At 51.9% G+C, this 25,228-nt stretch carries 20 protein-coding genes; 3 read left to right on the top strand and 17 right to left on the bottom strand.

Annotated features, from left to right (window positions below; translation table 11 throughout):
* Window positions 1-104: 104 nt before the first annotated feature.
* From ribA to rssA, 6 genes are all read right to left on the bottom strand, one after another.
* The gene (gene ribA / locus CFF01_RS07080; RefSeq protein ID WP_033537719.1) at window positions 105-722 is read right to left on the bottom strand and encodes a GTP cyclohydrolase II; all 618 of its coding nucleotides are present in this window, start codon (window positions 720-722) and stop codon (window positions 105-107) included.
* Between the two features lie 240 nt (window positions 723-962).
* Entirely contained in the window at window positions 963-1,319 is a 357-nt protein-coding gene (locus CFF01_RS07075; protein WP_033537718.1) for a YibL family ribosome-associated protein, read from the bottom strand.
* A 147-nt stretch (window positions 1,320-1,466) separates the two neighbouring features.
* Window positions 1,467-1,952: an anaerobic ribonucleoside-triphosphate reductase-activating protein gene (gene nrdG / locus CFF01_RS07070; RefSeq protein WP_033537717.1), complete on the bottom strand. Its 486-nt coding sequence runs from the start codon at window positions 1,950-1,952 to the stop codon at window positions 1,467-1,469.
* 96 nt (window positions 1,953-2,048) lie between these two features.
* Window positions 2,049-4,166 carry an anaerobic ribonucleoside-triphosphate reductase gene (nrdD, locus tag CFF01_RS07065; protein ID WP_033537716.1) on the bottom strand — a complete coding sequence of 706 codons (2,118 nt, stop codon included), beginning with the start codon at window positions 4,164-4,166 and terminating at the stop codon, window positions 2,049-2,051.
* A gap of 250 nt (window positions 4,167-4,416) precedes the next feature.
* Window positions 4,417-5,115 carry a hypothetical protein gene (locus CFF01_RS07060; protein ID WP_088904335.1) on the bottom strand — a complete coding sequence of 233 codons (699 nt, stop codon included), beginning with the start codon at window positions 5,113-5,115 and terminating at the stop codon, window positions 4,417-4,419.
* Window positions 5,116-5,200: 85 nt separating this feature from the next.
* A complete protein-coding gene (rssA, locus tag CFF01_RS07055; RefSeq protein WP_033537714.1) occupies window positions 5,201-6,148 on the bottom strand; it encodes a patatin-like phospholipase RssA in 948 nt (315 codons plus the stop codon).
* Between the two features lie 217 nt (window positions 6,149-6,365).
* Here rssA and CFF01_RS07050 point away from each other — a divergent pair, with 217 nt between their 5' ends.
* From CFF01_RS07050 to CFF01_RS07040, 3 genes are all read left to right on the top strand, one after another.
* Window positions 6,366-7,709 carry a DEAD/DEAH box helicase gene (locus tag CFF01_RS07050; protein ID WP_033537713.1) on the top strand — a complete coding sequence of 448 codons (1,344 nt, stop codon included), beginning with the start codon at window positions 6,366-6,368 and terminating at the stop codon, window positions 7,707-7,709.
* 212 nt (window positions 7,710-7,921) lie between these two features.
* The gene (locus CFF01_RS07045) at window positions 7,922-8,362 is read left to right on the top strand and encodes a DUF3010 family protein (RefSeq protein ID WP_033537712.1); all 441 of its coding nucleotides are present in this window, start codon (window positions 7,922-7,924) and stop codon (window positions 8,360-8,362) included.
* Between the two features lie 45 nt (window positions 8,363-8,407).
* Window positions 8,408-8,914, top strand: coding sequence for a M48 metallopeptidase family protein (locus CFF01_RS07040; protein WP_088904334.1), 507 nt, complete (start codon window positions 8,408-8,410; stop codon window positions 8,912-8,914).
* Between the two features lie 65 nt (window positions 8,915-8,979).
* Here CFF01_RS07040 and CFF01_RS07035 read toward each other — a convergent pair whose 3' ends face one another.
* The 11 genes from CFF01_RS07035 to CFF01_RS06985 form a co-directional block, all read right to left on the bottom strand.
* Entirely contained in the window at window positions 8,980-10,236 is a 1,257-nt protein-coding gene (locus CFF01_RS07035; RefSeq protein WP_088905898.1) for a peptidoglycan DD-metalloendopeptidase family protein, read from the bottom strand.
* A gap of 241 nt (window positions 10,237-10,477) precedes the next feature.
* A complete protein-coding gene (locus CFF01_RS07030) occupies window positions 10,478-13,534 on the bottom strand; it encodes an AAA family ATPase (RefSeq protein ID WP_088904333.1) in 3,057 nt (1,018 codons plus the stop codon).
* Entirely contained in the window at window positions 13,531-14,670 is a 1,140-nt protein-coding gene (locus CFF01_RS07025) for an exonuclease SbcCD subunit D (RefSeq protein WP_088904332.1), read from the bottom strand. The genes CFF01_RS07030 and CFF01_RS07025 overlap by 4 nt, the downstream gene beginning before the upstream one ends.
* A gap of 221 nt (window positions 14,671-14,891) precedes the next feature.
* On the bottom strand, window positions 14,892-15,752 hold the full coding sequence (gene yghU / locus CFF01_RS07020; RefSeq protein WP_088904331.1) for a glutathione-dependent disulfide-bond oxidoreductase: 861 nt from the start codon (window positions 15,750-15,752) through the stop codon (window positions 14,892-14,894).
* 201 nt (window positions 15,753-15,953) lie between these two features.
* Window positions 15,954-16,277, bottom strand: a complete 324-nt coding sequence (locus CFF01_RS07015) for a hypothetical protein (RefSeq protein WP_232479518.1) — start codon at window positions 16,275-16,277, stop codon at window positions 15,954-15,956.
* An 83-nt stretch (window positions 16,278-16,360) separates the two neighbouring features.
* On the bottom strand, window positions 16,361-17,401 hold the full coding sequence (locus CFF01_RS07010) for a toxin-antitoxin system YwqK family antitoxin (protein ID WP_088904329.1): 1,041 nt from the start codon (window positions 17,399-17,401) through the stop codon (window positions 16,361-16,363).
* Between the two features lie 174 nt (window positions 17,402-17,575).
* The gene (locus tag CFF01_RS07005) at window positions 17,576-17,776 is read right to left on the bottom strand and encodes a hypothetical protein (RefSeq protein ID WP_088904328.1); all 201 of its coding nucleotides are present in this window, start codon (window positions 17,774-17,776) and stop codon (window positions 17,576-17,578) included.
* A gap of 110 nt (window positions 17,777-17,886) precedes the next feature.
* A complete protein-coding gene (locus tag CFF01_RS07000) occupies window positions 17,887-20,208 on the bottom strand; it encodes a toxin-antitoxin system YwqK family antitoxin (RefSeq protein ID WP_088904327.1) in 2,322 nt (773 codons plus the stop codon).
* An 84-nt stretch (window positions 20,209-20,292) separates the two neighbouring features.
* Complete coding sequence (locus CFF01_RS06995) at window positions 20,293-22,005, bottom strand: toxin-antitoxin system YwqK family antitoxin (RefSeq protein WP_088904326.1); 1,713 nt, start codon at window positions 22,003-22,005, stop codon at window positions 20,293-20,295.
* Between the two features lie 9 nt (window positions 22,006-22,014).
* Window positions 22,015-24,216, bottom strand: coding sequence for a hypothetical protein (locus tag CFF01_RS06990; RefSeq protein WP_088904325.1), 2,202 nt, complete (start codon window positions 24,214-24,216; stop codon window positions 22,015-22,017).
* A gap of 148 nt (window positions 24,217-24,364) precedes the next feature.
* The gene (locus CFF01_RS06985; RefSeq protein ID WP_088904324.1) at window positions 24,365-25,129 is read right to left on the bottom strand and encodes a TSUP family transporter; all 765 of its coding nucleotides are present in this window, start codon (window positions 25,127-25,129) and stop codon (window positions 24,365-24,367) included.
* Between the last annotated feature and the right edge of the window lie 99 nt (window positions 25,130-25,228).

Genomic DNA, 25,228 nt, shown 5'->3' with positions numbered 1-25,228 from the left:
GCTAGGCAGCTGATGTCACGGCGTAAAACGAAAGCTCAGTTAAGAGCATAAAGACACATCTCATCACGCCGCGAGAGTGTCACGGCGCTGACCAGAGAATTAGGCTAGTCTTGATGACCTTCGGTAAAGTGATATTCAGACATCATATGACCCAGCTCGGTCGATTTAGTCTTAAGATAGGCCTCGTTATAACGATTCTTACCCACCTGCAGCGGAACTCGCTCTATAACGGCAATACCTAACTCCTTCATCGCCTTTACCTTACGCGGATTATTGGTCATCAGCTTCACTTGCTGCACACCAATCTTCTCCAGCATAGGTTTGATCATGTCATACTTGCGCATATCGGCAGCAAAGCCCAGACGTTCATTAGCTTCTACCGTATTGGCGCCTTGATCTTGCAACTCATAGGCACGGATCTTATTAAGCAGGCCTATGCCACGACCTTCCTGTCGCAGATAAAGAATAAAGCCTTGGCCTGCCTCGGCAATATTTTGCATGGCGGTTTGCAGCTGAAAGCCGCAGTCACAGCGCAAGCTAAACAGCGCATCGCCAGTAAGACATTCGGAATGAATACGTCCAAGCATAGGCTGGTTTGCGTCTAACTCGCCAAAGGTGAGCGCCACATGTTCTTTGCCCGTCTCTGTATCTTCGAAACCGTGCATGGCAAATACTCCCCAAGGGGTGGGAAGCTTAGAGGTGGCGACATACTTAATCGACATGAAATAACCTTTACAACTCGCTCTAGTCTGAGACACGAATAAAGAAGAATAATAAGGTGGAGGGATTCTCCCCTTTCTCAGACCGAGCATTCTATGTGTTTTTGCCTAACAGTGAAATACCCGAGTGTTGAAATCGGTTATTGCTTCACCGCAACCACTTTGGCTCATTAGGATACGCTTTGACTGGCGTCAAGGCTATGAAGTCGCTCACGCCAGCATCAAATTTATCATTGCTTTAGCTTAAAAAGCCTTAGGTGCGTAGCCCGTTACCTGAGTGAGTCCCATCTGACGCCCTAACGCCGTCATAGGATGAACCACCACCAAGCCTTTCACCGAACGCTTAAGCTTACCCATATCGGCCTGCTCCGCCTTAGTGAGCGCGCGACTAAAAGCCAGCTCACTCACCTCTGAGCCTTTTTTGTTCAGTTGGCGGCTTTGCTGCTGCTTGACGTGGGTAATTTGCTTAGTTACCGCATTGATCTCTTGCTTAAACTGCAAAATCACCGCCTGATCGCCACGTTTTTCAGCCGCATCTAACTTGCGGCGATACTTGTCGAGACGATCGTTCAATTGCTGTAACTCTTGCTTTAAATTCATTAACTTGCCTTAAAATCTAGCTAAAATACAAATGCAGCCCTTAGCTAAAAATAGGCTGCATCTGCAAAATTGGCGAACATTATACCACTAATGGGGAAGAAGCGGACAAGTCATCATGCCCAAAGACAGACTGTGCCATTAAATGACTTAAGCCTTAAACTCATGATTATCGCTAAGATAGTGGATCACCTGATTACTGCTGCCACGAAAAACCAAACTGGGATCGGCCAGCGATTGCTCAAACTTACCGTCCACCAACACATCCACGTAGGCGATCACCGCCCGCTGAGCTGGCGTGAGCTCATCTAAGGTATAACCCGTCCATAGCCAGATATCTTTGCCAGGACACTCATTTTTTACCCTTTGCACCAAGGCCAGGATATCGTCCAAGTTCTGAGGGTATAAAGGATCCCCTCCAGAGAGCGACAACCCACGGCGCTTGATACGGGTATCGTTCAAATCCTTAATCACCTGCTCAATCATCGCCTGATCAAAGAGGTGACCCGAGCAGGGATTCCAGGTCGATTGGTTGTAACAGCCGCGGCATTGATGCTCACAGCCAGACACAAACAGGGTCACCCTGGTGCCGGGGCCGTTCACCACATCGATGGGAAAATATTGATGATAATTCATGTATGCCTCACACAAAGATAGCAAGAGCCTATAGGCACCTTGCTATCTTGAGTTTCACCTAGCCACAGCACCTTTAACTAAGGTGCAGTCACCTCATTAGAGGTGCTTCACCCTGCGCTTCACCTCTTCCTGCTTACCATAGTTGAAGGGTCTGGCATCAGGGCTACCGAGATAGCCGCATACCCGGCGGGTCACTGAAACCCTGCTCGGCTCATGGTTACCGCATTTAGGACAGGTAAAGCCCTTACTGGTACAGCTAAACTCGCCGGTGAAGCCACAGTCGTAGCACTCATCGATAGGTGTATTGGTCCCATAGTAAGGCACGCGGCTATAGCTGTAGTCCCAGACATCTTCCAGCGCCTCAATATTATTTTGCATATTGGGGTACTCGCCATAGCAGATGAAACCACCACTGGTGAGCGCTGGATAGGGCTGCTCGAAATCCAGCTTATCGTAAGGATTAACCTTCTTCTCTACATCCAGGTGGAAACTGTTGGTGTAATAGCCGCGATCTGTCACGCCATCGATCACGCCAAAGGCCTTAGTATCTAGCTTACAGAAACGACTACACAGGTTTTCACTCGGTGTGCTGTAGAGGCTAAAGCCATAACCTGACTCTTCACGCCAGCGCACGGTCGCCGCCTTAAGATACTCGATGATGGCAATCGCCTTCGCCCTGAGCTCTTCGCTGTCATACACATGGGTATCATTGCCATAAAGGGCATTGATGCTCTCATGGAGGCCGATATAGCCCAGAGAGATAGATGCACGGCCATTTTTAAAGATCTGGCTGATCTCATCATCGGCGCGCAGACGCACGCCACAGGCCCCTTCCATATACAAAATAGGTGCAACGCGAGCCTTAACGCCTTGCAGACGTTCGATTCGGGTATCCAAGGCGCGGCGAGCAACGATTAAACGCTGATCGAGTAACTGATAGAAGCGCGCCTCATCTCCTTGCGCCTCGATTGCGATTCGAGGCAGGTTCAGGCTGACCACCCCTAAGTTATTGCGTCCTTCGTGTACCAACTCACCCTCTTCTTCATAGGTACCCAAGAAGCTGCGACAACCCATAGGCGTCTTAAAGGAGCCTGTGACCTTCTCAACCTGCTCGTAGTTGAGAATATCTGGATACATGCGCATAGACGCACACTTAAGCGCCATCTGCTTGATGTCATAGTTACAGTCGCCCGCCTTATGATTGATGCCGTCTCGAATAGCAAACACCAACTTAGGGAAAACTGCGGTTTTACGATTCTTACCCAGACCCGTCATACGCACCTTCATCATAGAAGATTGGATCAGGCGCGACTCCCATGAAGTCCCTAGGCCAAAACCAAAGGTGACAAAAGGTGTCTGGCCGTTGGCGGTATGCAGGGTGTTGACCTCATATTCCAGCGACTGGAAGGCATCGTGACACTCTTTTTCTGTCTGCGCCGTGGCAAACGCTTTGGCATCAGTGATACCCCAGGTCAGTGCCACCTGGTAATGCTTGTCGTAACTCTTGGCCACGAAAGGCGCCAGCACCTCATCAATACGGTTGATGGTGGTGCCGCCATAGATATGACTGGCCACCTGGGCGATGATCTGCGCCGTCACCGCCGTGGCGGTAGAGATAGACTTAGGGGTTTCAATCTCGGCGTTGCCCATTTTAAATCCATGGGTCAGCATACCGGCCAGATCGATCAACATGCAGTTAAACATGGGGAAAAATGGTGCGTAGTCGAGATCGTGGTAATGGATCTCACCCGCTTCATGGGCAGATACCACATCCCTTGGCAGAATATGACGGGTGGCATAGTGTTTAGCCACAATGCCCGCCAATAGATCACGCTGGGTTGGGATCACCTTAGAGTCTTTGTTGGCATTTTCGTTGAGCAGACTGGCATTACTCTGCTCCACTAGGCCACGAATATCACGATTAAGGCGGCTGCTCAGCTCACGGTGAACATCTCTGTCGTGACGATACTCGATATAGACCCTGGCAAGTTGCTTATAGGGACCTTCCATCAGCTGATTTTCGACCGCATCTTGCAGATCGTGAATATCAACTTTGTCAAATTCCGCCACCGACTGACGTACTTGTTGGGCCACGGCCGTGGCATAGGCAACATCATCAATACCTGCCGAATTAGCTGCTGCGATCACAGCATCTCGAATCCTTGTTTCGTCAAAAGGCGTGCGGTAACCATCCCGCTTAATAACCACTGGCATTGTTCAATATCTCCTCAAGTAACGGCCAAACTAACACCATATATAGTGTCAATATAGTCGATGAACACAATATGTAGCGCATTAAGCTACAAGTTGCGAACAAGTACCTTGATCCAGATCATGAATTTACCGATGGAATTTTGCGACAAAAGATTACTGCCAACCAGGCCACTGATCGCCAAAACTAGCCTTGACCTCTCACTCAAACAAAGCTAGATACGGGATAAAAATGGGACAAGCTGTGAATAAATTACGTAATTCGTTTAGATAGCGCCAAATAACGCTGTAATTGCCCCGAAGCTTGTTGCGAACTTCCCGAAGAGGCGGCCAATTGCATGGTCGATTTCAGTCCCTGCCACATAGACCTGTCGGCATCTGTCATAGCCTGATCGCCATTCACAAATACCGATAGCTGCGCCGAGACCCTGGCGGCCTTTTGATTCAATCCCTGGCTATCTAAGCTATCCATCTGCTTAAGCACGGACTCAGCGTCATCGAGAATAGACACCATAACACTGTCTGGCTTAGTCGCCTGTAATTGACTGCGCTGGGCGTTAATAAACTCAAGTAAGTTAGGCTGAGCTTCGTCGGCCTTGGGGATCTCAAACCCTGCCTGACCGAGGCGGGAGAGCTGACTTTCGGATAAGATGCCATCTTGATGCAGGCGTTGGATCAACTTAGGAATGTCCCCCAGGCCAAACTGACCAGAGGCAAAGAAATCTTTCGCCATGGCATCAATCTTTTGCGCCCTGGCCGCTCTGGCAGAAAAATGAACCTCTTCCTGTTTAATCTCAGGTCCAGTCGTCTGCTCAGGGGTCTGCGCCGCCTGGTGCGACAGGGTCACCTTTTCACCCGACAGATGACCATCGACACCCTTGTCCGTCTGACCATAGGTGTTGGCAATAAGACTCGCTTGTGAACCGCTAATGGCCCGGCTAATTGAATTCATTGTCAATTTTCCGACTGCTGCTAAGAATTATCTAAGCAATCAGCAAAAACCAGGCCATGGTTTAGATTATCTGGCTATTAAGCGGTTATGAGCCCTCAAGCTCATCGATACGAGCGCGAATGATATGTGCCACCAGCTTCACCGCCTCCTGACCCGCTTCTATCGCTTCTCTGGCGCGGTGAAACTCCATGGTGCCAATCTCCATCACATTGGGGGTAATGAGAATATCAGGCGGATCGCCCATCAGGCGCACCCGCTTGTGGCGCTGTTCTAAAATATCCATCGACTGAGACATCACGGCTAACATCCCAGGCTCACTGCGATTACCCAACGAAAATTTATCGGTTAGGCCAGTGACATACTCTCGGCCCCTTGCCAACAGATCCATAAAGCCGCTCTCCAACTCTTTGTCTGCTTTGATCTGCTCGGCTGGGCTAGGTTTAACATCTGAGGAGATAGCCACCGGCAGTTGCTGAACACGTGCCTTTCGGTGGGCATTAAGATCCACCGCAATCACAAGATCGACCCCCATGGCCCGACTGACCGACACTGGCACTGGGTTAACCACTGCGCCATCGACCAACCAACGATCGCCGACCCTGGCCGGTGGCAAAATTCCCGGCATAGAACAGGAGGCCCTGACCGCGTGGCGCAAGTTCCCTTGTTTAAACCAGATCTCCTGACCGGTATAAAGATCGGTCGCCACCGCCGCAAACGGCATCTGCATCTGCTCGATATCCAGGTTGCCGATATGCTGCTGCATCACATCAAACACCTTCTCGCCACCGATTAAGCCGCCTTTGCGCCAACTCAGATCCATCAGACCCAACACATCCCAGCTGGAAAAGCTGCTGACCCAGGCCTCAAGATCATCCAGATTATCTTGCGCATAGGCCGCCCCCACCACCGCGCCAATAGAACAGCCCGCGACCTTGTTGGGTAACACTCCCATACTTGCTAGCTCTTTAAGCACACCAATATGTGCCCACCCTTTCGCCGCACCGCTGCCCAGCGCTATGCCGATATTCGCCATACTCTCTTTAATACTCCCTGGGATAGTTGGCAAATCTCTGTTTGCCGACCTTAACTGAGTTCATTTTTCATCATAAGCCAAAGTCAGCCACCAAGCAGCCTGATCGGCACAAATATTTGTCATCGACCCGACAACACAATCCTGGCGCCTCAAGTCGATGGCTGAATCGTTCACGGCGATGTATAATGCGCCCCTATGGTTATTTTGGAGCACAGCATTGCAATTTTCAGATTTTTCACTCGATAAACGTCTATTGACCAGCCTTGAACATATGGGCATCGACACGCCGACCGAGATCCAAACGCAATCGATTCCCGTCGGCTTATCGGGAAGAGATCTCATGGCATCCTCAAAGACAGGCTCTGGCAAGACCCTCGCCTTCTTGTTGCCGGCAATGCAACGAGTCATCTCCACCAAGGCGTTAACTAAGCGCGATCCCAGGGTACTGATCCTGTTACCGACGCGCGAACTGGCCACCCAGGTCTACAGTCAGCTACGCCTATTGGTGGCTAACACTCAATATAAGGCACTCAAGATCTTAGGCGGCGAAAACTTTAACGACCAGGCCAAGGCACTGGCTAAAGATCCTCATTTCGTCGTCGCCACGCCAGGCCGTCTGGCCGATCACTTGGCGCAAAACCATCTGTTTCTTAACGGCCTCGAGCTACTCATCTTAGATGAGGCAGACCGTATGCTGGATCTCGGCTTTGCCGACCAACTCAGAGCGATCAATCAGGCTGCTGACCACAAGCGTCGTCAGACACTGATGTTTTCAGCCACCTTAGATCATGGCCAAATCAACGAAATCGCCGCCGAGCTGCTTAAAGAACCCGAGCATGTCGCCATAGGTGAATCCCATGTCGAGAATCAGGACATTACCCAGAAGATTTACCTGTGTGACAACCTGAGCCATAAAGAGAAGTTACTGTTTCAACTGCTCAAACAAGAGCAACATAAGCAGGTCATTATCTTTACCGCGACCCGCGGCGACACCGACAGATTGGCGGCGGTACTGGCCGAGCAGGGACTTAGCACGGCTTCCCTTAGCGGCGAGCTTAAGCAAGCGGCCCGTAACCAGATCATGGATCAGTTCAGCCGTGGCCAGCAGCAAATTCTGGTGACCACAGATGTGGCCTCACGGGGCTTAGATCTACTGAACGTCTCTTTGGTGATTAACTTCGACATGCCTAAATTTGCCGAAGAGTATATTCACCGTATTGGCCGCACCGGCCGCGCTGGCGCCAAGGGCGATGCCATCTCATTAGTGGGGCCTAAAGACTGGGCCAACTTCAAACAGGTTCAATTGTTCCTGCGAAGGAACTTTGAGCTGAGTGAGCTGGAAGGACTCGAACCTAAATTTAAAGGGCTAAAAGACGCGCCCAAGCAAGCCAAGCAAAAGGCGAAATCTCAGCATAAACCTAAGACAAAAGCGGATAAAGGTGCCAGCGCCGGCAAATCGAAAGCCCAGCGCGATAGACGCTTTATCACAGGTGTCGATATTGGTGACGCGCCTATGCTGCGTAAACCTAAATCAAAACTGCAAGATACGCCTGAAGATTAAGCTTGGCTAATACCTTGTAAGCTAGTATCTCTTTAACATCAAGCGGTCTCAATGGCCGCTTTTTTTATCTCTGCCTTTTTATCCGACTCTCCTCTAAGCTTCCGTGAGGCCAGCAAAGCATCCCCCGTGGCGATTTTCCCGCAACAACTAGTGCTCAATCCGGTCAATTAAGGTTACAATAGCCGCCATTGGTTTTTTATATTAGGGTTATCATGAGAGTTTGTGGCGTTGAGTTAAAAGGTGGCGAAGCCATCATCTGTTTGTTGAGCTATGAAGGTGAGACCTTTAACGTCCCTGATTGCCGTTCTCGCTCGCTGACTATCTCCAATTCGGCTAAGACTGAGTCGATTAAAGAGTTTCACTTTGCCTTTAGCAAGCTGATGGAAGATTACAAGGTCGACGAAGTGGTCATCATCGAACGCGAGCAGAAAGGCAAACTGGCCGGTAGTGCCACCAGCTTTAAGATGGAAGCGGCCATTCAGCTATGCGGTCTGCCGGTACACCTGATCTCGCCGGTCAACATCAAAGAGCAGCTTAAGCGCAATCCACCTATGGTCGATTTCGACGGCCTGGATCTGAAACGCTTTCAAAAAAGTGCCTTTGAGGTGGCCTATTGCTACCAAAACAAGTGCATCTTTGCCAAGAACGATTAAGACAGAGCTAAGACTCACCGGGTGCCAGGCGCCCGGTTTGCTATTATGGTTTCTCTCCCCTACCTTCAAGGCTATCGCGCCGAGCTGCTTAGCCAGGTCTATGAGCTTATTGAGAATAAACGCTTAAGAGCTGTACTTGAGCGGCGTTACCCCGATGGACACGATATCCGCAGCGACAAGGCCCTGTATGATTACACCATGGCCTTCAAAAATCGCTATCTCAAGAAATCGTCACCGCTGAGCAAGGTGGTTTTTGATGACAAGCTCACCCTCAAGAAACAGGCGTTGGGCTTACATTCCTATATAGCCAAAAACCATGGCGGCAAGACCAAGTCGAAAAATGAGATCCGCATAGCGGCCAGGCTCAAGCAATTGCCAGAACCTTTGCTGCGCATGGTAGTGGTACACGAACTGGCACACCTAAAAGAGAAAGATCACAACAAAGCTTTCTATCAGCTCTGTTGTCATATGGAAGGCGATTATCATCAGCTGGAGTTTGATCTCAGGCTCTGGCTCACCATGTTAGATCTGGAAGCCGCCGAAAACCCGTAAAAAACGCCACATCATGTGGCGTTTTTTATTACTGGTAGCTAACTCTAGCGAATAGCTCTTGGCAACTAGCTCTGGCCCATCATCATCTGACGCACCTTAACCAGCTGAGCAAACTCATTCATCTGCTTGGTCGACAACTTGCTCGCCATCGGAATATTGGCCTTCATTGGATCGACCGGGCGGCCGTTGACATGGAACTCATAGTGCAGATGCGGCCCCGTAATACGGCCCGTCTTGCCCGACAGGGCAATCACCTGACCGCGAGACACACGCTGCCCCTTATGTACTAACGCCTTAGATAGATGCAGATAGCGGGTGCGATACTTATTACCATGATCGATCACCACATATTTACCTGCATATCTATGGTCGGTCACCAAAGACACGATACCATCACCTGGCGCGACCACCTTAGTGCCGATGGGCGTGGCGAAATCTGTGCCATTATGCGGCGCGGTGCGCCCGGTCACCGGATGGTGGCGATGGCGGTTATAGCGTGAACTGATGCGGTAGTTCTTGAGTAAAGGCACACGCTGGAAAGCCCTGGCCAGGCTGCGTCCCTGTTCGTCATAGAAGTTGCCGTCACTGTTTTGATAGGCGTTGATATCACTGCGGCCACGCTGAATATGGACGCCAAGAATATCACTATTTCCCGTCGCTTCACCGTCGATATATTGATCGCTCTTGAGCACAGCAAACTTATCGCCGGCGCGCAGATCCCGGGCAAAATTGAGCTTCTCTTTGAGCAGAGATTCGATCCGCTGGATCTCACCGGCATTGAGGCCGATACGTTGCGCCGACAGGTAGAAAGAGCCGTGGATCTCACCGCTCAAGGCCCGGTTTTGCCATATCCCTTCAACATTGATCTCTTCGACACTAAAGCCCCCCTCCTCGTAACGACTAAACACCACTTGGCGCGCAGCGCTAAAATAGAGTTCAAGCTTCTCGAGCTCGCCTGAGTCATCGAGCCAGAAACGGATAATATTACCGGGCTTTAAGGTATCCAGCGCCAAAATATTCAGGTCGGCCTCAAGCACCTTATACATGGTCTGCTGATCGACATTGGCCTCAACAAACAAGCCGCTTAAGGTATCACCAGTTACGATAGTTTTGACAAAATCGGGATGAGTGGCAATTTCAACCACTTCATCACTCTTTTGCAGATTAGTCACCAAAGATTCAATATCCAGGGCAACCGGAATGCGTTGCGGAAGGGTCTGCTGCTGCGTAGGCCATAACAAGGCGGCGCCCAATACCAAGCCTGCTGCAAGCAAGATTTTTTTATGTGGCGAAGGTAACGCCATGATACGAGATTGAGACATGCTCAAAAAAGAAATTTTACCTGCGCGCAACCTGTGCCTCATCTTTCATTATTATGCTTATCATTAGAGCCCAAAAACCCCATAAACAATGGGGCCGATGCCAAGTTATATCAAAAATAACGGCAATTACAAACTGATCAACAACACAATTTAATGGAATAAACTGAGGTTTTAGGCGTACAAATAGGCAAAAATACTAAAAAGGTGCTGAAATCCCAATCAAGATCAGCACCTTTTAATCTTAAGGTAAAACTAATTTAATCTCGCTACCATTGGCACTTTTATGAATATCGATGCGACTGGCGATCTGCTCCTTCATCTCGGTCACATGGGAGATCACCCCAACCATACGCCCCGCCGACTGCAAATCCATCAAGGTTCTGATAGCCAGCTCCAGCGAGTCCTGATCCAGGCTGCCAAAACCTTCGTCGATAAACAGGGTATCGAGTTTAATCCCACCCGCGTAGGCCTGAACCACATCCGACAATCCCAGCGCCATCGACAAGGCCGCCATAAAGCTCTCACCACCGCTTAGGGTCGCCACGGCGCGTACCTTGGCCGTGTAGGCATCCTCTACTTCTAACTCCAGCCCAGAAGCCTTGTTGCCCTTGGCACGCTCCTCCTTACGTAGCAGTCGATAACGCCCCTTACTCATTAGCTGCAATCTATGGCTGGCCTCCAGCAAGACATCGTCGAGCAGCACACTGAGCACGAAACGTTGCAGGCTGAGCTTGTTGCCCGTATTGCCGTTGGCCACATCGGCCAATGTACCCACTACGGCATATTGCTGCTCGAGCGCCTGGGCCTTGGTATCAAGCGCCTTGAGCTGCTCTTGAGTCTGGGCCAATTGGCGCGCTCTGCCACTTATCGTCTGCCAAAGCCCCAAGGCGGTTTGCATCGCCTGCTCGGCGTCCACCTTATGCTGCTCTAGCTGAGCAATATTTGGCATCTCGCAATCTGCGAGCACCTGAGTTAACTGCGCCAGGTTAGCCTGATGGGTGATCTGTGCCTGCTCGAAAGCCTTGATCTGCTGCGCCAGTTCGGCCTGCTCAGACTCACTCAAACTGGCCTGTTCAAATGCAGCAACGCTATCAAATTCGGAAGCCTCAAGCGCCTGTTCGAAACGCTGGCGCTCCTGCTCGGCAGCAGCACTAACCTCCACAACACGAGCACTGGCGGCATCGAGTGAGGCCTGCGCGGCGGCCTTGTCCTGTTCAGCCTTGGCGTGATTCGCCCTTATCGACTGCTGGCGCGATTTAAGCCCGGTGAGGCTAGCGCCCAGCTCTGCAATGGCCTGACTTACTGCCGCCGCGTCGCTAAATTCTTTCGGAATGGCCGCGCTAATCTGCTGATATTGTCCCTTGTCACTGGCCTGTTGCTCGGCCAGCTTGCCATAATGAGCGCGCGCCTCATCCAGGCCTGTCTGTAACTCTCGTCCCTGCTGCTCGCTGATCTCAAGCTGAGTCTCTAACTGAACAAGCGATGCTTGCGCCGCCTTGGCCTTCTCGAAGGCCTCATTGAGTTCGATAAGCCGCGTTTGCAGTTGCTCAAGGGACAAATCGGCCGCCTGCCCAAGCTCCTGCTGCAATTGCTCCGCGCTCTGCTGCTGGGTCTGTAGCGACTGCTTGAGCAGTTTAAAGTCACTGCGCGCCTGATGCAGCTGATTCAGCGCGTCCAACTCCTGTTGTTTGGCCTCGGCCAGCGCATCATCCGATGGTAAATCAAACTCGCCCTGAGCGGGCTCAGGATGCTCAACACTGCCGCAAACCGGGCAAGGTTCACCTGGCGATAACTCGGCGGCGAGACGCGCCGCCTGACCGCGATGCCAGCTAAGCTCCAGGCGTTTATGGGCATCTTCAGCCTGCTTATGCTTGCCGGCCAGTTCACTGCCTGCGGCCTTTGCCGCCTCCAGCTTATGTCCAATGGCCGCTACCTCATGTTGCTGCTGTTGCCAGCGCTCAAATACCTTAAGCTGGATTCGGGCATCATTGAGAGATTGTTGCAGACTGAGCTGCGGCTCGGCCTCTCGTTTAAGCAACTCGCGCCGCCCAAGCATCTCCTGGCGCGCCTGCTTGAGCGCTTCAAGTTGCTGTGCGCTCTGCTTACCACTGGTTTCGGCCGCCAGCATTTTGCCCTGAAGCTCGGTCAGACGCTGACTCAACTGAGTTAGCTGCTCCAGCTGCGGCGCTAGCGCCTCGAGTTGAGTCAGCCTCTGCTGTTGACTCAACTGTTGCGCTTCAAGCTCACCGAGCTGTTCGAAGGCTTGCTGACTCTGCGCCAATGCCTGCAGGGCAGTCTGCAGCGTCTGCTGGCGCTCGTCACGCAGCTTAGTCGCCGCCTGTTGCTCACCCAAACGTGATTGCATCGCCTGATATAGAGGGCTTAAGTTATTTGCCCGCTGCGCCGCTTGCAGACGCTGTTGCCACAAAGTGGCCTCAGCCTGGCGGGTTTTAAGCTCTTCGCCCTCCTGTTGCAAGGCCTGCAAGCGATTAAAATCAGCCTGGAGTTTCATCCCCTTATCCAGTTGTTGATTGGCCTCAAGCAGCGCCTTTTCTCGGGCAAGTTTATCCGACTCGGCCTTTTGCAACTCGGGGGCGAGGCGCGTTTGTTCGTCAAGCAGTGCCTGATCAGACTCAAGCTCGGCGCCTTCCAATATGCCCGAGCGGCGATTGCGCATCGCCTCCACCTCTTTGCGGATCCCCGCCGCCTGCTGCTTAAGCTTATCTTCGATTCTGCGGTAGATGTGAGTCTGAAACAGCTGGCTAAAAATTTTCTCTCTGGCCTTAGAGTCGGCCATCAGCAGCTCACGAAATTTACCTTGGGGCAGCACCATCACCTGACGAAACTGATCCACATCCAGCCCCGTGAGTTGCTCTATCTGCGCAGTAGCATCGGACACCTTAGCCGCCACCAGCAGGGTCTCCTTGCCATCGGCATCGAATTGACTCAGCTGCGCCTCGCTCTTTTGCTGCGTCACCCCATCGCCACTCTTCTTGGCTCTGGACTGTTCAGGAACACGGCGGATCAGATAACGGTTAGTGCCAAGCTCAAACTCGAAGCTTACCTGAGTCAGACGCTGGCTATCGGCCATGTCGCAGCGCATCTGGGTGCCTTCACGCTCATCTCCCGTCGTCTTGCCGTAAAGCGCGAAACAGATGGCATCAAGAATCGTCGTTTTACCGGCGCCGGTCGGGCCGTTGATCAAAAATAGCGGATTGCTGCCCAGGGCATTAAAATCAATGGTCTGCTCATCGGCGAAGGGGCCAAAGGCGGTCATGGTCAGTCGCAGTGGTCTCATCTGCCTTCCTCCCCTTTGTGCAGCTCATCCAAGGTTTGGGTGATTAACTCAAGCTGCGCCTCACTCATCGGCTCGCCCGATACCTGAGTAAAGAAATCTTTAAACATCTCAAGCTCACCCTTCTTGATATGATCTGAGGCAATGGCCAGTTGCTCGTTAGCTGCCATCAGTCCGGTACGCTCGAGATGCAGCACGTTAGGATAGACATTTCTCAACTTGCCCATGGCATCTAAGATGGCGTGCTTGTCCAGTAGCCTCACCATCAGATAATCCTCGCGACCGGGATCCTTGACGCCTTGGGCCAACAACTCATCCAACGCCCCTTCGAGAATGCGCACATCCCGCAGTGGCTCAAGGGGTAACAAACTGATACTGGTCTCACCTTGAGCAAGCTCAACTAAAGTCACCGACTTATTTTGATGCTGCTCGCTGAAGGAGTATTTGAGGATGGAGCCTGAATAACGTATCTGCTCAGCGCCCTTATATTGTGGGCCGTGCAGATGCCCCAGGGCGGTATAGTCAAATCCCTCGAAGAGTTTGGGAGAGATCTTATCCGCCCCCCCTATGCTCAGGGGACGCTCAGATTCAGATTCGCTACCACCATCGAGAAAACAGTGAGCAATCACCACCTTGGGCAGTCCCTGACTGTCATCTTGATGCACCTGAGCCAGCAGCTCGGCCATCGCCTCTTCATGAGTACTGACCTGACAATCCAACTGCAGCCTGACGGTCGCGGGTTCGGCGTAAGGCAGAGGATAGAACACGGCATCACCGCTGACTGAGCCTAAATGGATTGGGCTGATCTCAGCTGTCAGCGGGCCGACGATATGGAGACCGCTACTCTGCATCTGCCGCGCCGCAAAGCCCAGACGCTCATGGCCATCATGGTTACCCGCAATCATGATCACTTTGATTCCCAAGGCAATCAGCTCGTTGAGCACCTCATCGAGCAGGGCTACCGCATTGGCGGGCGGCACGGAGCGGTCATAGATATCGCCGGCGACAATCAGGGCATCGACCTCATGGGTCTTAGCGAGTGAGACGATTTGAGAAAGCACATGACGCTGATCATCAAGCAGGCTCTGATTATGCAGCTGACGACCGATATGCCAGTCTGAGGTATGGATAAATTTCATCTTTTCTCGTTTAGAAATGAGGAGGATAGCTAAGTATCTGATGTTAGCTATAGTAAGAAATGTCACTTAGATAGGCAATGCGCATCTCCCTTCCTCTGGCCGCTTGTGTGTAAAGTAGTACTTAGCGTCAAGACTAAGTACAAAAAGACCCGCCAACAGGGCGGGTCATGCTTAAAATACTTAATCAGTGCTGAAACAGGAATTGAGTTAGTCCGTTAAACCTATTCAGGCTTTAACGCCAGCACGGCATCGATATCTTCAGCTTGATGACGCTCAGCCAACAGCTCCCAAGGCTCGCCCCAGTTGCGATTAACGATACGGCCACGCTGCACCGCAGGTCTTGCCGCGATCTGCTGCGCCCAGCGTTTTACATGCTTATAGGCATCGACATCGAGAAACTCGGCAGCGTCATAGGCTTGGCCCAACACCAGGTTACCGTACCATGGCCAGATAGCCATATCCGCAATCGAGTATTCATCGCCAGCAATATAAGCCTGCTTGGCCAGCTGTTTATCAAGCAGGTCTAGCTGACGTTTAACCTCCATAGTGAATCTGTTGATCGGGTATTCAAACTTTTCCGGCGCGTAAGCATAGAAATGACCGAAACCACCGCCCAAATAGGGAGCCGAACCCTGAAGCCAGAACAGCCAGTTGAGCACCTGAGTTCGCGCAACATGTTCACTTGGGAGGAAATGGCCAAACTTCTCTGCCAAGTAGAGCAAGATGGCCCCGGACTCAAACACATTAACTGGCGTCTCCCCGCTCGTATCTACTAATGCTGGGATCTTAGAGTTAGGATTAACCGCCACAAAACCTGATGAAAACTGATCCCCCTCACCAATCTGAATGAGATGGGCATCATATTCGGCGCCTTCGACTCCCAGCGCCAACAGCTCTTCGAGCATGATAGTGACCTTCTGACCATTGGGCGTCGCCAACGAGTAGAGCTGCAAGTCATGTTTGCCAACCGGCAATGCCTGCTCGTGCCTGGCCCCGGCTTCGGGCCGATTGATACTGGCCCAGGTACCACCATTTTCGCTGTCCATAACCCAAACTTTCGGGGGAATATATTGGTTTGCCATACTGCTTCCTTATCGAATAAATGAGGTTAGGCCCGACATGGGTTTAACCCTATGCCTATAATCTCGGGTCGCCTGCTAATAATTTAAACCCTGAGGCTGCCATTTAGTTATAACCTTTGGCTATACCCTTGATGGAATTGGCATGAAAGAAAATCAAAAGTAGCCATAGGCTATTGAAAAGTAAAGATGACCCATAGCAAGTTAATTATGGGATTCGTCAGACCGCTTTGTCTGCGTAGCTTGGTATCGCTCCAGAGTGCCACTACGCGCCAGGCCTCGATGAACATTGCGGCATAACTTGGCAAAACGGCTAAGCTCGCCAAGCAATGGTCTTTCTCCCCGCTCAATGGCGCTTTCCCAATAGCGCATTTCACTGTCCACCAGCTCAAGCAACTTCTTAGGACAACCTATGCAGTCCCCCTTTGGGCCACAGGCAAAGGTCTCAGGATCATCGAGCGGCATGGTCTGTTTTACCTGTTCGATTAACTGCAACATGGCGATGGTGCTATCTGGCTTGCGCGTCACGGGCGTTAATGTCTCGCATCGAATCTGACGAAAAATAAGACCGCTATATTAACTTTCCCTTAGATAACAAAACAGGACCTTGATCAAGGACGCTCATAATAGATCTGCTGACCGGCAGCGTTAAAATAAAACGCCTCGAGTAATTTCCCCTTGCCGTCGAACCGCTCACGCTTAATCAAGTTGCCCGAATCATCGAAGGTCTTCACCTGAGTATCCACCATGACCCCCTGTCGAAACGCCTTGGCATTCATCAGCTGACCACTGCAGTGATACCATTCGAATCGCCCATGCTCGACCCCCATCTCATAGTGGGCGAGCTCCTCCAGCGCACCGCTAGACTGACAGAAACTGCGCTGCTCACCGTGGCGTACGATAAGCGGATCGAAGCCATATTGCTGCTGCGATTGTAGGCGACCGTTTGGCCAGTAGGTCTGCTGCGTGGCCAGATCGCTCTTCCTATCATAGGCATAGCGCGTCTTTACTCTGCCGCTGGCATAGAAGGTGATCTCGCTGAGCAGCTTAAGATCCTGTTTACGAAACAGGGCGTCGCTAGCCAAGCTGCCATCTGGAAAATAGTGACGCAGGCGCTCACGCTGCTCGCCATCCTGAAAGAAGATGTGCGTCCAGGGGCGTCCCTGCTCATAGATGATGGACTCGACTGTCTTATCACCCTCTAGGCGGCGATAACTTTCTATAATGCCAGCCTCATCGAACAGGGCGATCGCCTGTTCCTCACCATTCTTGTAGATGGCCTGACGTTTCGCTCGCTGGCTTTGCTCATAATAGTCTAAGTGTTCACCCTCTCTTATTCCTTGACGATACCAACCCTGGGACAGGATACGACGCCCATTGGCCGAGAAGCTAAATCCGTGACGTTTACCCTCAAGATACTGAGTAGCGCCAAAGTAAGTCGCCAACTCGCCCCGAGTCGCTATGCCGCTAAAGGGCTTGCCGCGATAGCCTGTAAGGCAGTCAGTCTCGACCCAGATCCCGTAAATCTGCTGCTTGCTGCACTCGATAGACGTAAGTAGCTGCTCATCTATGGGCAGTTGAGGCGCCTGATGACAGCCGGATAACAGCAAGGCCAAGATCGCCGGGGAGATAAGCTTAACGCCTGACTTCATCTTATCCCGGCTCCAATTTTTTCGAGCAAAGCTCGAATTCTTATTCCAGCTTTGCTCGAATTGTTCTGTTCCAGCGTCCTTTGGATAAGTGGCACGTAATTCCCCCTCACCTAGTGATGCTCCGTCTTAATCAGCTTGCCCAATTGATCATAGAAGGCCCAGTCACCGGCCTGCCTATCGGTGAATGCCGCTAAAGGGCTTGCCGCGATAGCCTGTAAGGCAGTCAGTCTCGACCCAGATCCCGTAAATCTGCTGCTTGCTGCACTCGATAAACGTAAGTAGCTGCTCTTCTATGGGCAGTTGAGGCGCCTGATGACAGCCGGATAACAGCAAGGCCAAGAACGCCGGGGAGATAAGCTTAACGCCTGACTTCATCTTATCCCGGCTCCAATTTTTTCGAGCAAAGCTAGAATTCTTGTTCCAGCTTTACTCGAATTGTTCTGTTCCAGCGTCCTTTGGATATGTGGCACGTAATTCCCCCTCACCTAGTGATGCTCCGTCTTAATCAGCTTGCCGAATTGATCATAGAAGGCCCAGTCACCGGCCTGCCTATCGGCGATATAGCTGCCCTCGCTGCGCAGCTCGCCAGTGGGCCAGTAGGTGCGCCATAACCCCTCTTTGCGTGAGCGCAGAAAAGTGCCTTGCTCGGCCTGCTTACCATTAGCATGAAAATAGCTGGCCTCGCCTTCACGCTGACCATCCAACCACATCTCCTTGGTCTTGGGCTTACCCGTCTGGAAGTAGCTATACTGCTCGCCGCTTAACTTATCCTTTTGGTACTGAGACTTCTGCTTAAGTTGACCGTTGGCGTAGTACTTGGCAACTTCTCCCTGTAGCTTGCCATCCAGATACTCGGCACTTTCAGACAAGACTCCATCTTCAAACCAGCTCTGCCACAGTCCGGTCTGACGCCCCTGCACCATAGTGCCTTGGCGCTTGAGTTGGCCATTGCCTGGGTAATACTCGCTGTAGGGGCCTGTCAACTCGCCCGCCACATACTGCTCGCTGCGGTAACAAACCTGCTTGAAACTGAAGTAGCGCCGCTCGCCCTCGAGTTTATCCAGGTGATAATGACTGGTGCGGTAGATGTTGCCCTCGGGGATCGCTCCAAAGCTGGGATCTTTCTCCTGAAAGCGATACTCGGTCCACAACCCCTGTTTGCGATTATCTTGATAATGGCCCGTGACCCTGCGATGACCATTATCATACTCGCTGTAAGGGCCATTGAGTTTGCCGGCCGCGAACGTCATCTCCCGACTGACGAGTCCCTGGCGGTACTGACGCCATAGCCCCTGTTTTTCGCCTTTATGGTACCCCCCCTCTTCATTTAGATCGCCATTGGCATACCAACGGGAAAATTGACCATCTAGCGGGAAACGCTCGCTGCTGGCACTTTTCTCGTCGCTATAGTGAAGTCTCTCCCGTGGTTTCCCCGTTTCATAGAAGGACTCATATAGGCCTACCCATTGCCCCTGGATACGTGTGCCGCGCTCCTTGGGTGTCCCATCTTCATAATATCGCTCAGCCTTGCCAGTTTGCTGGTTGGCCTGATATTGATCCAGACTACGCAGGTTGCCATTGTCATAGTAGCTGATGAAGTCCCCATGACGCTCTCCCTGCTGCCACTGCTGCAGATGCTGTAAACGCCCTTGACGATAGGTGGTAAACTCGCCCTCTTTCAGCCCCATCTGATAGTGCTCAGTCGCGATAAGCTGCCCTGCCTCGTCAAAACGCTGCTGCATTCCGTGCAGGGGATACAGGCCATTATCGGCAAGCAGTTCATCATGATAGCGAATCACCTTCTTGGGCTTACCGTTATCGTAATAGGTCTTTTGAACACCCGCCTGCAGACCCGCCTTGTAATTGAGCTCACTGACCAATACGCCTGCGCGGTTAAAGTAGCGCTGCACACCATGATGATCGCCATCGAGATAATGTTCCTCTTCAAGCTTCACTCCGGTATCGCTGTAATGCAGTAATCGTCCCTGGCGCATATCGTTGGCATATTGTCCCTTAAGCGACAGCTGGCCGTTAGGATAGTAGCTCAGGCTCTCACCCTCGCGGCGACCGGCCTCATAATGTTCATCTCGCTCTGGTGTGCCATCATCATAAAAAGTCTGCCAACGCCCCTGGCGCTCACCGTTGGCATCGAAACGGCCCTCCTCTAGCACCTGACCTTGACTGTTTTGCGTAAGATAAGGGCCTGAGATCTGATTGTTGGCGTATTGCTGGCGCTGAGCCAAGACGCCATTGCCATGATAGGTTTCCCAGATCCCGTGACGCAAATGGTCCACATAGGTTTCTTTGGCCTGCAATTTACCACTGGCAAAGTAACGCAGCACCTGAGTCTTAGCCCCGGCCTCATAGACACTCTTCTGATAGAGGTTGCCCAGATCATCATATTGGCTCCAATCGCCGCTCGGCACGCCCTTGATGTAAAACTGCTCTTCACTTAACTCACCGGTGTTGGAAAACAGTTGCCAACGCCCTGTTTGCAAACCGTTGTGGTATTCACCCTCGACAAGCTTCTGATTGTTGGGCAAATAGACCAGCCAGCGCCCATTAGGCACGCCTTGGGAAAACTCCCCTAAGGTATACCCCTGATTGTCACGCACCAGGGTCACCTGGCCATTGAGCGCCATACCTGTGGCCAAATTGTAATAAGTGGCAATGCCCTCCTGCTGGCGAATCTCCACCATCAGGGTCGACAGCTTCTGACTGGCTTCAACCGGGCATGTGATAAAGACTGTTGCACTAAGGCTGACGCCTGCCAACAACGCAGAGTGGATCGGGCGGGAAAGGTTCATTCAAGCTTCCTTGTACCTATAAAAATCATTTCCTTGACGGCGCAGCCATAGCGCTGCGCTGTCATCGAGTATCTGTCTGACGGTTTAACGATAAAGAGCGAAGATGTGTGCTTGTAGCGAGCGATAGGGCCTTGCGGGCTGCGTTTCACTAATCAGCTGATCATGACGATATTCACTACGCTGGCGCAGGGCGCCGTCGGCGTAAAAATCATATTGAACGCCATGCCTTCGCCCCTCACTATCATACTGAGCGATGGCCAATCCATACCCTTTGCTTGAGCGTCGTTCCCAGCGGCCAACCTGTTTACCCGCGCGGTACTCCCCCTGCCAATAGGTTCGAAGAGGCTTAGGCTGAGGCGAATAATCGCCTTCTTGAACCACTATCCATTTGCCTTCGCGCTGACCATTGACATACTGCCCCTGCTGGTAGACCTCGCCATCGGCATAGAAACGCTCAAACCTTCCTGCAGGCTCTCCATCTTGATAATTGATCCGTTCCAGCACCTGATCTGACTCACCCAATGACAGATATTCGCCATCAAGCTGGCCTTGGCCGTTATAGTGACACCAAGTGCGCATCTCGCGAGTCTGCATCTGCCAATCGCCAACCGGCTTATCTAAGGCATACTCGCCTTGATAGAACAAACTATTATCGCCGCCGCGCTTCTCGGCTGGCCCATGACGCAGCCCGTCTCGATAGTGGATCTTCTCTAGCCAGGCAAGCTTCTCTTTACGATCCAACTTGGCGGCGATTTTTAACCCTGTCAGCTTGCCGGCCTGGGTCTCCTCCCGACCAATCACTTTTCCGTCATGATATTGGGTCACTAGGCGCCACTGACTCAGCTTATGCTTCTCTATTTGCTTGCTCAGCGAGCCTCTATGATAAAAACGTCTGACCTCCTGAACATCGCCATCGGCGCTGTAATCGTATTCGGTCTCCCGATATCGTTCGCCGTTTTCTCGATACTCGACCAAGCTCAGGGTTCGCCCACGGCCATCGAGGATTTCTCGTTTCGCCAGGCGGCCGTCTTCGAAGTAGTTCAGCTGCTCGCCTACCTTGAAGTCGTTTTGCCACCTATGGTGCTGTTTAATCTGACCATTTGGGAAATAGGCAAAATAGTCACCATCTTGTTTGCCATCAAGATAAGCCTGAGTGACCTCCACCTGACCATCTCGCCAAAAGGTTTCGACCCCATGCTTAAGCCCATCTCGTTTTTGGCTTTCCATGGTAAGCCGACCTTGCTTGTCATAAAAACGGTCACTGCACAGCCCGGTATGACAGAGCTCACGCACTAAGTGGCCCATAGGTGAATAGACCTTCTCTTGCTCAATGGGCTCACCTTGATGTAATACCAGCTCACGTTTAAGGCGACCATCACCATAGTATTCCCGTTGCAATCCCTGACGTACTCCCTTATCAAACAGGCAATCACAATTGAGTTTGCCGGCGCCATCATAGATCTTTACCAACCCCTGACGCTGCCCCTGGGAATTAAACTCACCTTGCTCCACCAAGGTGCCATCTTTGGCAAAGAATCGATAAGCCCCCACGGGATGGGCGTTATCACTTAGCGACTCACCGCTCAGGGTGCCGCTAAATTGCATGATATCGCTACCTAGATAGTAGGGCTCGAAACGAAAGCGCCCCGCTTTAGGCTCAATTGCGTTTTTCAAATAGAAACTGGCTTGTTGCTTATCTTGGGTAGGCTGCCAATCATCATCCAACCAGATATTGGCCTGGACGTCGCCAAGGGTTAGGGTAAAACAACCAATCGCAAACAGGAGAGCAGGTCTCATCTTCATCTCCTAGGGCAACGGCTTAAAATGAAATTTGTAAGGAATCGTCAGCGGCGTATGACTCACCTCAAGGTAAGCGGCGCGGCGCGCGGCGCCATCGACACTCAACCAACTCCCATCAATCAGGGCACTGTCCAGTGTATCTCCCTGACTCCCCTTGGGCAGACGCGGGTTAAGACGCCTACCACTGGCATCAGTGATCAGCAAAGATCTCAAGCTCATCGGCTCCTGAGAGTCCCCGCCCGTGTGTGAAACAAGCGCCGAGAAATCCACCAACCAGGGACGCTCGCCAGGTTTTATCAAAATCTCATGCCACTTAGGTTCTCCTTGACAGCGAATGGTGCCCGCCACTTGTTGGTCGTAAAAGTAGTGCCGGGTATCATCCTCTGTGGTCAGTAGATAGGCGCTCTGCCCCTGGCCATCGCTGACAAGACGCCATACCACGGGCATCTCCCCCTCATTGAAACCTTGAGTAATTTCAGGCTGACACCAGTTGGCCAGCGCCGTGGGCAGGGGGATAAAGAGATCGTGTCCGCTGAGCGATACCGTTGTCAGTTGGCTTAATCCATCCCTTGGTGTCAACTTGCCAGATGGCTTGGGCTTAGATGCAGTTTGCTCTGAAAGTTGCATCGGGGGATTTTCGAGGTTGGCGTCATACTCAGACTGACGCACAAACTTGACGCTGCGGCTGATCTGGGCGTCGACCAGCGACTCAAGATGTAACAGCTCAAGGCTTTTTGGCGTCTGCGCCAGCTGCAAAATATAGACGGTTGGCGGCGGCTCAAGGGTAAATAGCTCATCAAGCAACATCTGCTCGGTCATAGAGAGCCATTCAGGCCCATGATAGACCATGTTTTCCAAGCGCAACTGACCAATAAGACCATTGAAATTTGGAGAGAGGGCATAGTTACCGCGACTCGTCACCGACAGACGATAGCGCCCTGTGGTGTTCATCGCTTCCAGGGTAAGAGTCGAGTCACCATAGCGGTAGGGAGCGCTCAGTAACTGCTGCCAGGGGAGCGATTTACTCACACGTTTTACCGGTGTCAGGCGCAGTTCGGCGCGAATATGCTCAAGCTCGTCGAGTTTGGTTTTGCTCTCGCCCCAGCCTAGCGGTAATAAGTTGAGCTGCGAGCTCACCACGCCGCCAAATGCCCGGGCACCGCTACTGCTATGAACCCAAAGCGGCAAATCGATGACCCGCTCTTGCCAGTCGATCAACTCAATGTTGCTGTATACTACCGAGGTGGCGTAGTCGCCCGGCACTAAACCGTGAATATAACGCAGCTCAATATCATCACCTCCCCAGCCGGCAGACATGATCCCCTGAGCCTGCGCCATCATAGACGCCGCGCCATCTGGGTCATCAGGGGTCTTGGCTAAAGGAGTGATCTCATAGAGGCTGTCATCCGGTTCATCATAATCAATCTCGCCTTCGTCCTGCCACAGCATGCTGCTGACATAGCGACTGTCCTTGGGAGCCATCACCCAGCGACGTGTCTCTAGCTTTTCGCCAAGGCGTTTTTGCTCAACGAGCAAGAGCTTATCGAGCAGGCCGGTTTGATGATGATAGGTTAAGCGGCCGAAATGCCGGTATGCCACTCCCTCTTGCTGATAGGCATTGAGCAGGCTAGCCGTCGTCAACTCTCCCTCTCTCTCCTCCACCTGCCAATCGGTAAATTCACCTAACACAGGCGCAATAACCCCGCCCGACTCGGGCGTATTAGCGTGAGCGATAACAGGGCTTAAGTGAAACAGTGATAACAGAGGCGCTAATGCCGCCCTTGCCTTATCGCCTTGTCTGTCGTTATAGGCTTGCCAGGCTTGTTGCGCCTTAAATGTCAGCGCTGGCGGCTGTTGGCCTTCACGGCTGAGGAGCATCCCTTGTCGAATTATCCCGCCAAGTTTTGCTGCAGAACCTGCGTCATCGAAACTGTTGACCCTGAATCGATAACGATGATCTTGATACTGCAACATTTGAGGAGTGATAGAGAGGTCGGCGGCGTTAGCGCCATCGCGATAATCAAGCAAGGCCCTTGCGCGATTGACGACTTGTTGGTTATCACCATGGGCAAAAACTGTGCTCATGGTGATCTGGTATTGACCAAGCTTGCGCTCAGCTTCCTTGCAATAAGCGCCCTGAAGTGCGCTGAGCAGGCTCAAACAAAGTGTGAGCGCGACATAAACAACCCTGTTTAGACGACCGGCCATCCTGACATCCCTGGCTATGCATATTACTGAAATGTAATATGATTAAATCAAATCCTCAGCCATTCTACACAAAAGTCAGACGAAATACAGAGCCAGGCAAGCTAAAGGGATCTTGATAGGGTTAATGACAGTCCAATCTAACAGTGGATCAGAAATATTGCTCCATCAGCAGCTTGGCACTCATGGCTATCGACATGGTCACCACCAAAGGACGAATGATCTTACTGCCCTTAGTCAGCACCATACGCGAGCCTAAGGTCGCCCCTATGGCCTGCCCTAGCAACATGATGCCACCCAGCAACCAGAGCACCTTGCCGCCCAAGGCAAAGAAGATCAATGAGGCTATATTGGTTGAGAAGTTCAGCACCTTGGCATGAGCCGTAGCCTTTGCCAACCCGTATCCCGCCAGCGACACAAAGGCCAAGGCAAAGAAACTGCCCGTCCCCGGCCCGAAGAAACCATCATAAAACCCCACCCCAAGCGCTGCCGTAAATCCAAATACCGTAGGCGTCAGTACTTGCTGCTTATCCTCTTCGCTGATTTTCTTAGAAAAAAGAAAGTAACTGCCAATAGCTAGAATCAAGAAAGGCAGCAACAGCTTGAGCACACTGGTATCAATCAACTGCACTGCTATGGTGCCTAACGCTGAGCCCACAAAGGCGCAGGCAATCGCCAGCTTCATCTGCCCGAGATTCACCATCCCCTTGCGCACAAAATAAAAACTGGCAAAAAAGCTGCCGCCACAGGCCTGCAGTTTATTGGTCGCCAACGCCGCCGTGGGCGGCAAACCAGCCCACATGAGTGCGGGGATAGTGATCAATCCGCCGCCACCGGCAATGGCATCGATAAAACCCGCAAGGGCCGCCACGGCAAACAGCAGGGCTAAGATTTCGTAACTGAGCTCGAGAGACATAACAATTCTGGGTCAAATGTAAAATGAATTGGCGGCTATTAAACGCCCTTTGCAAGCGTTTGGCAAAGGAGTTATCCTCAACAGTGCGTGAAATAAACT

Origin of the sequence: Shewanella marisflavi (assembly GCF_002215585.1) — a bacterium.
GTDB classification, from domain to species: Bacteria; Pseudomonadota; Gammaproteobacteria; order Enterobacterales; family Shewanellaceae; genus Shewanella; species Shewanella marisflavi.
Note: the sequence above shows the minus strand (reverse complement) of the source record. Positions and strands in the feature narration are given on the sequence as shown.

Coding starts and splice junctions, on each gene's coding strand:
- CFF01_RS07040 (WP_088904334.1), top strand. CDS start 8,408: ATGGTTTCTCTCCCCTACCTTCAAGGCTATCGCGCCGAGCTGCTTAGC.
- CFF01_RS06985 (WP_088904324.1), bottom strand. CDS start 25,129: ATGTCTCTCGAGCTCAGTTACGAAATCTTAGCCCTGCTGTTTGCCGTG.
- nrdG (WP_033537717.1), bottom strand. CDS start 1,952: ATGAATTATCATCAATATTTTCCCATCGATGTGGTGAACGGCCCCGGC.
- CFF01_RS07035 (WP_088905898.1), bottom strand. CDS start 10,236: ATGTCTCAATCTCGTATCATGGCGTTACCTTCGCCACATAAAAAAATC.
- CFF01_RS07025 (WP_088904332.1), bottom strand. CDS start 14,670: ATGAAATTTATCCATACCTCAGACTGGCATATCGGTCGTCAGCTGCAT.
- CFF01_RS06995 (WP_088904326.1), bottom strand. CDS start 22,005: ATGAGACCTGCTCTCCTGTTTGCGATTGGTTGTTTTACCCTAACCCTT.
- CFF01_RS07005 (WP_088904328.1), bottom strand. CDS start 17,776: ATGAAGTCAGGCGTTAAGCTTATCTCCCCGGCGTTCTTGGCCTTGCTG.
- CFF01_RS07000 (WP_088904327.1), bottom strand. CDS start 20,208: ATGAACCTTTCCCGCCCGATCCACTCTGCGTTGTTGGCAGGCGTCAGC.
- nrdD (WP_033537716.1), bottom strand. CDS start 4,166: ATGCCAGTGGTTATTAAGCGGGATGGTTACCGCACGCCTTTTGACGAA.
- CFF01_RS07045 (WP_033537712.1), top strand. CDS start 7,922: ATGAGAGTTTGTGGCGTTGAGTTAAAAGGTGGCGAAGCCATCATCTGT.
- CFF01_RS06990 (WP_088904325.1), bottom strand. CDS start 24,216: ATGGCCGGTCGTCTAAACAGGGTTGTTTATGTCGCGCTCACACTTTGT.
- rssA (WP_033537714.1), bottom strand. CDS start 6,148: ATGGCGAATATCGGCATAGCGCTGGGCAGCGGTGCGGCGAAAGGGTGG.
- CFF01_RS07030 (WP_088904333.1), bottom strand. CDS start 13,534: ATGAGACCACTGCGACTGACCATGACCGCCTTTGGCCCCTTCGCCGAT.
- ribA (WP_033537719.1), bottom strand. CDS start 722: ATGTCGATTAAGTATGTCGCCACCTCTAAGCTTCCCACCCCTTGGGGA.
- yghU (WP_088904331.1), bottom strand. CDS start 15,752: ATGGCAAACCAATATATTCCCCCGAAAGTTTGGGTTATGGACAGCGAA.
- CFF01_RS07060 (WP_088904335.1), bottom strand. CDS start 5,115: ATGAATTCAATTAGCCGGGCCATTAGCGGTTCACAAGCGAGTCTTATT.
- CFF01_RS07010 (WP_088904329.1), bottom strand. CDS start 17,401: ATGAAGTCAGGCGTTAAGCTTATCTCCCCGGCGATCTTGGCCTTGCTG.
- CFF01_RS07075 (WP_033537718.1), bottom strand. CDS start 1,319: ATGAATTTAAAGCAAGAGTTACAGCAATTGAACGATCGTCTCGACAAG.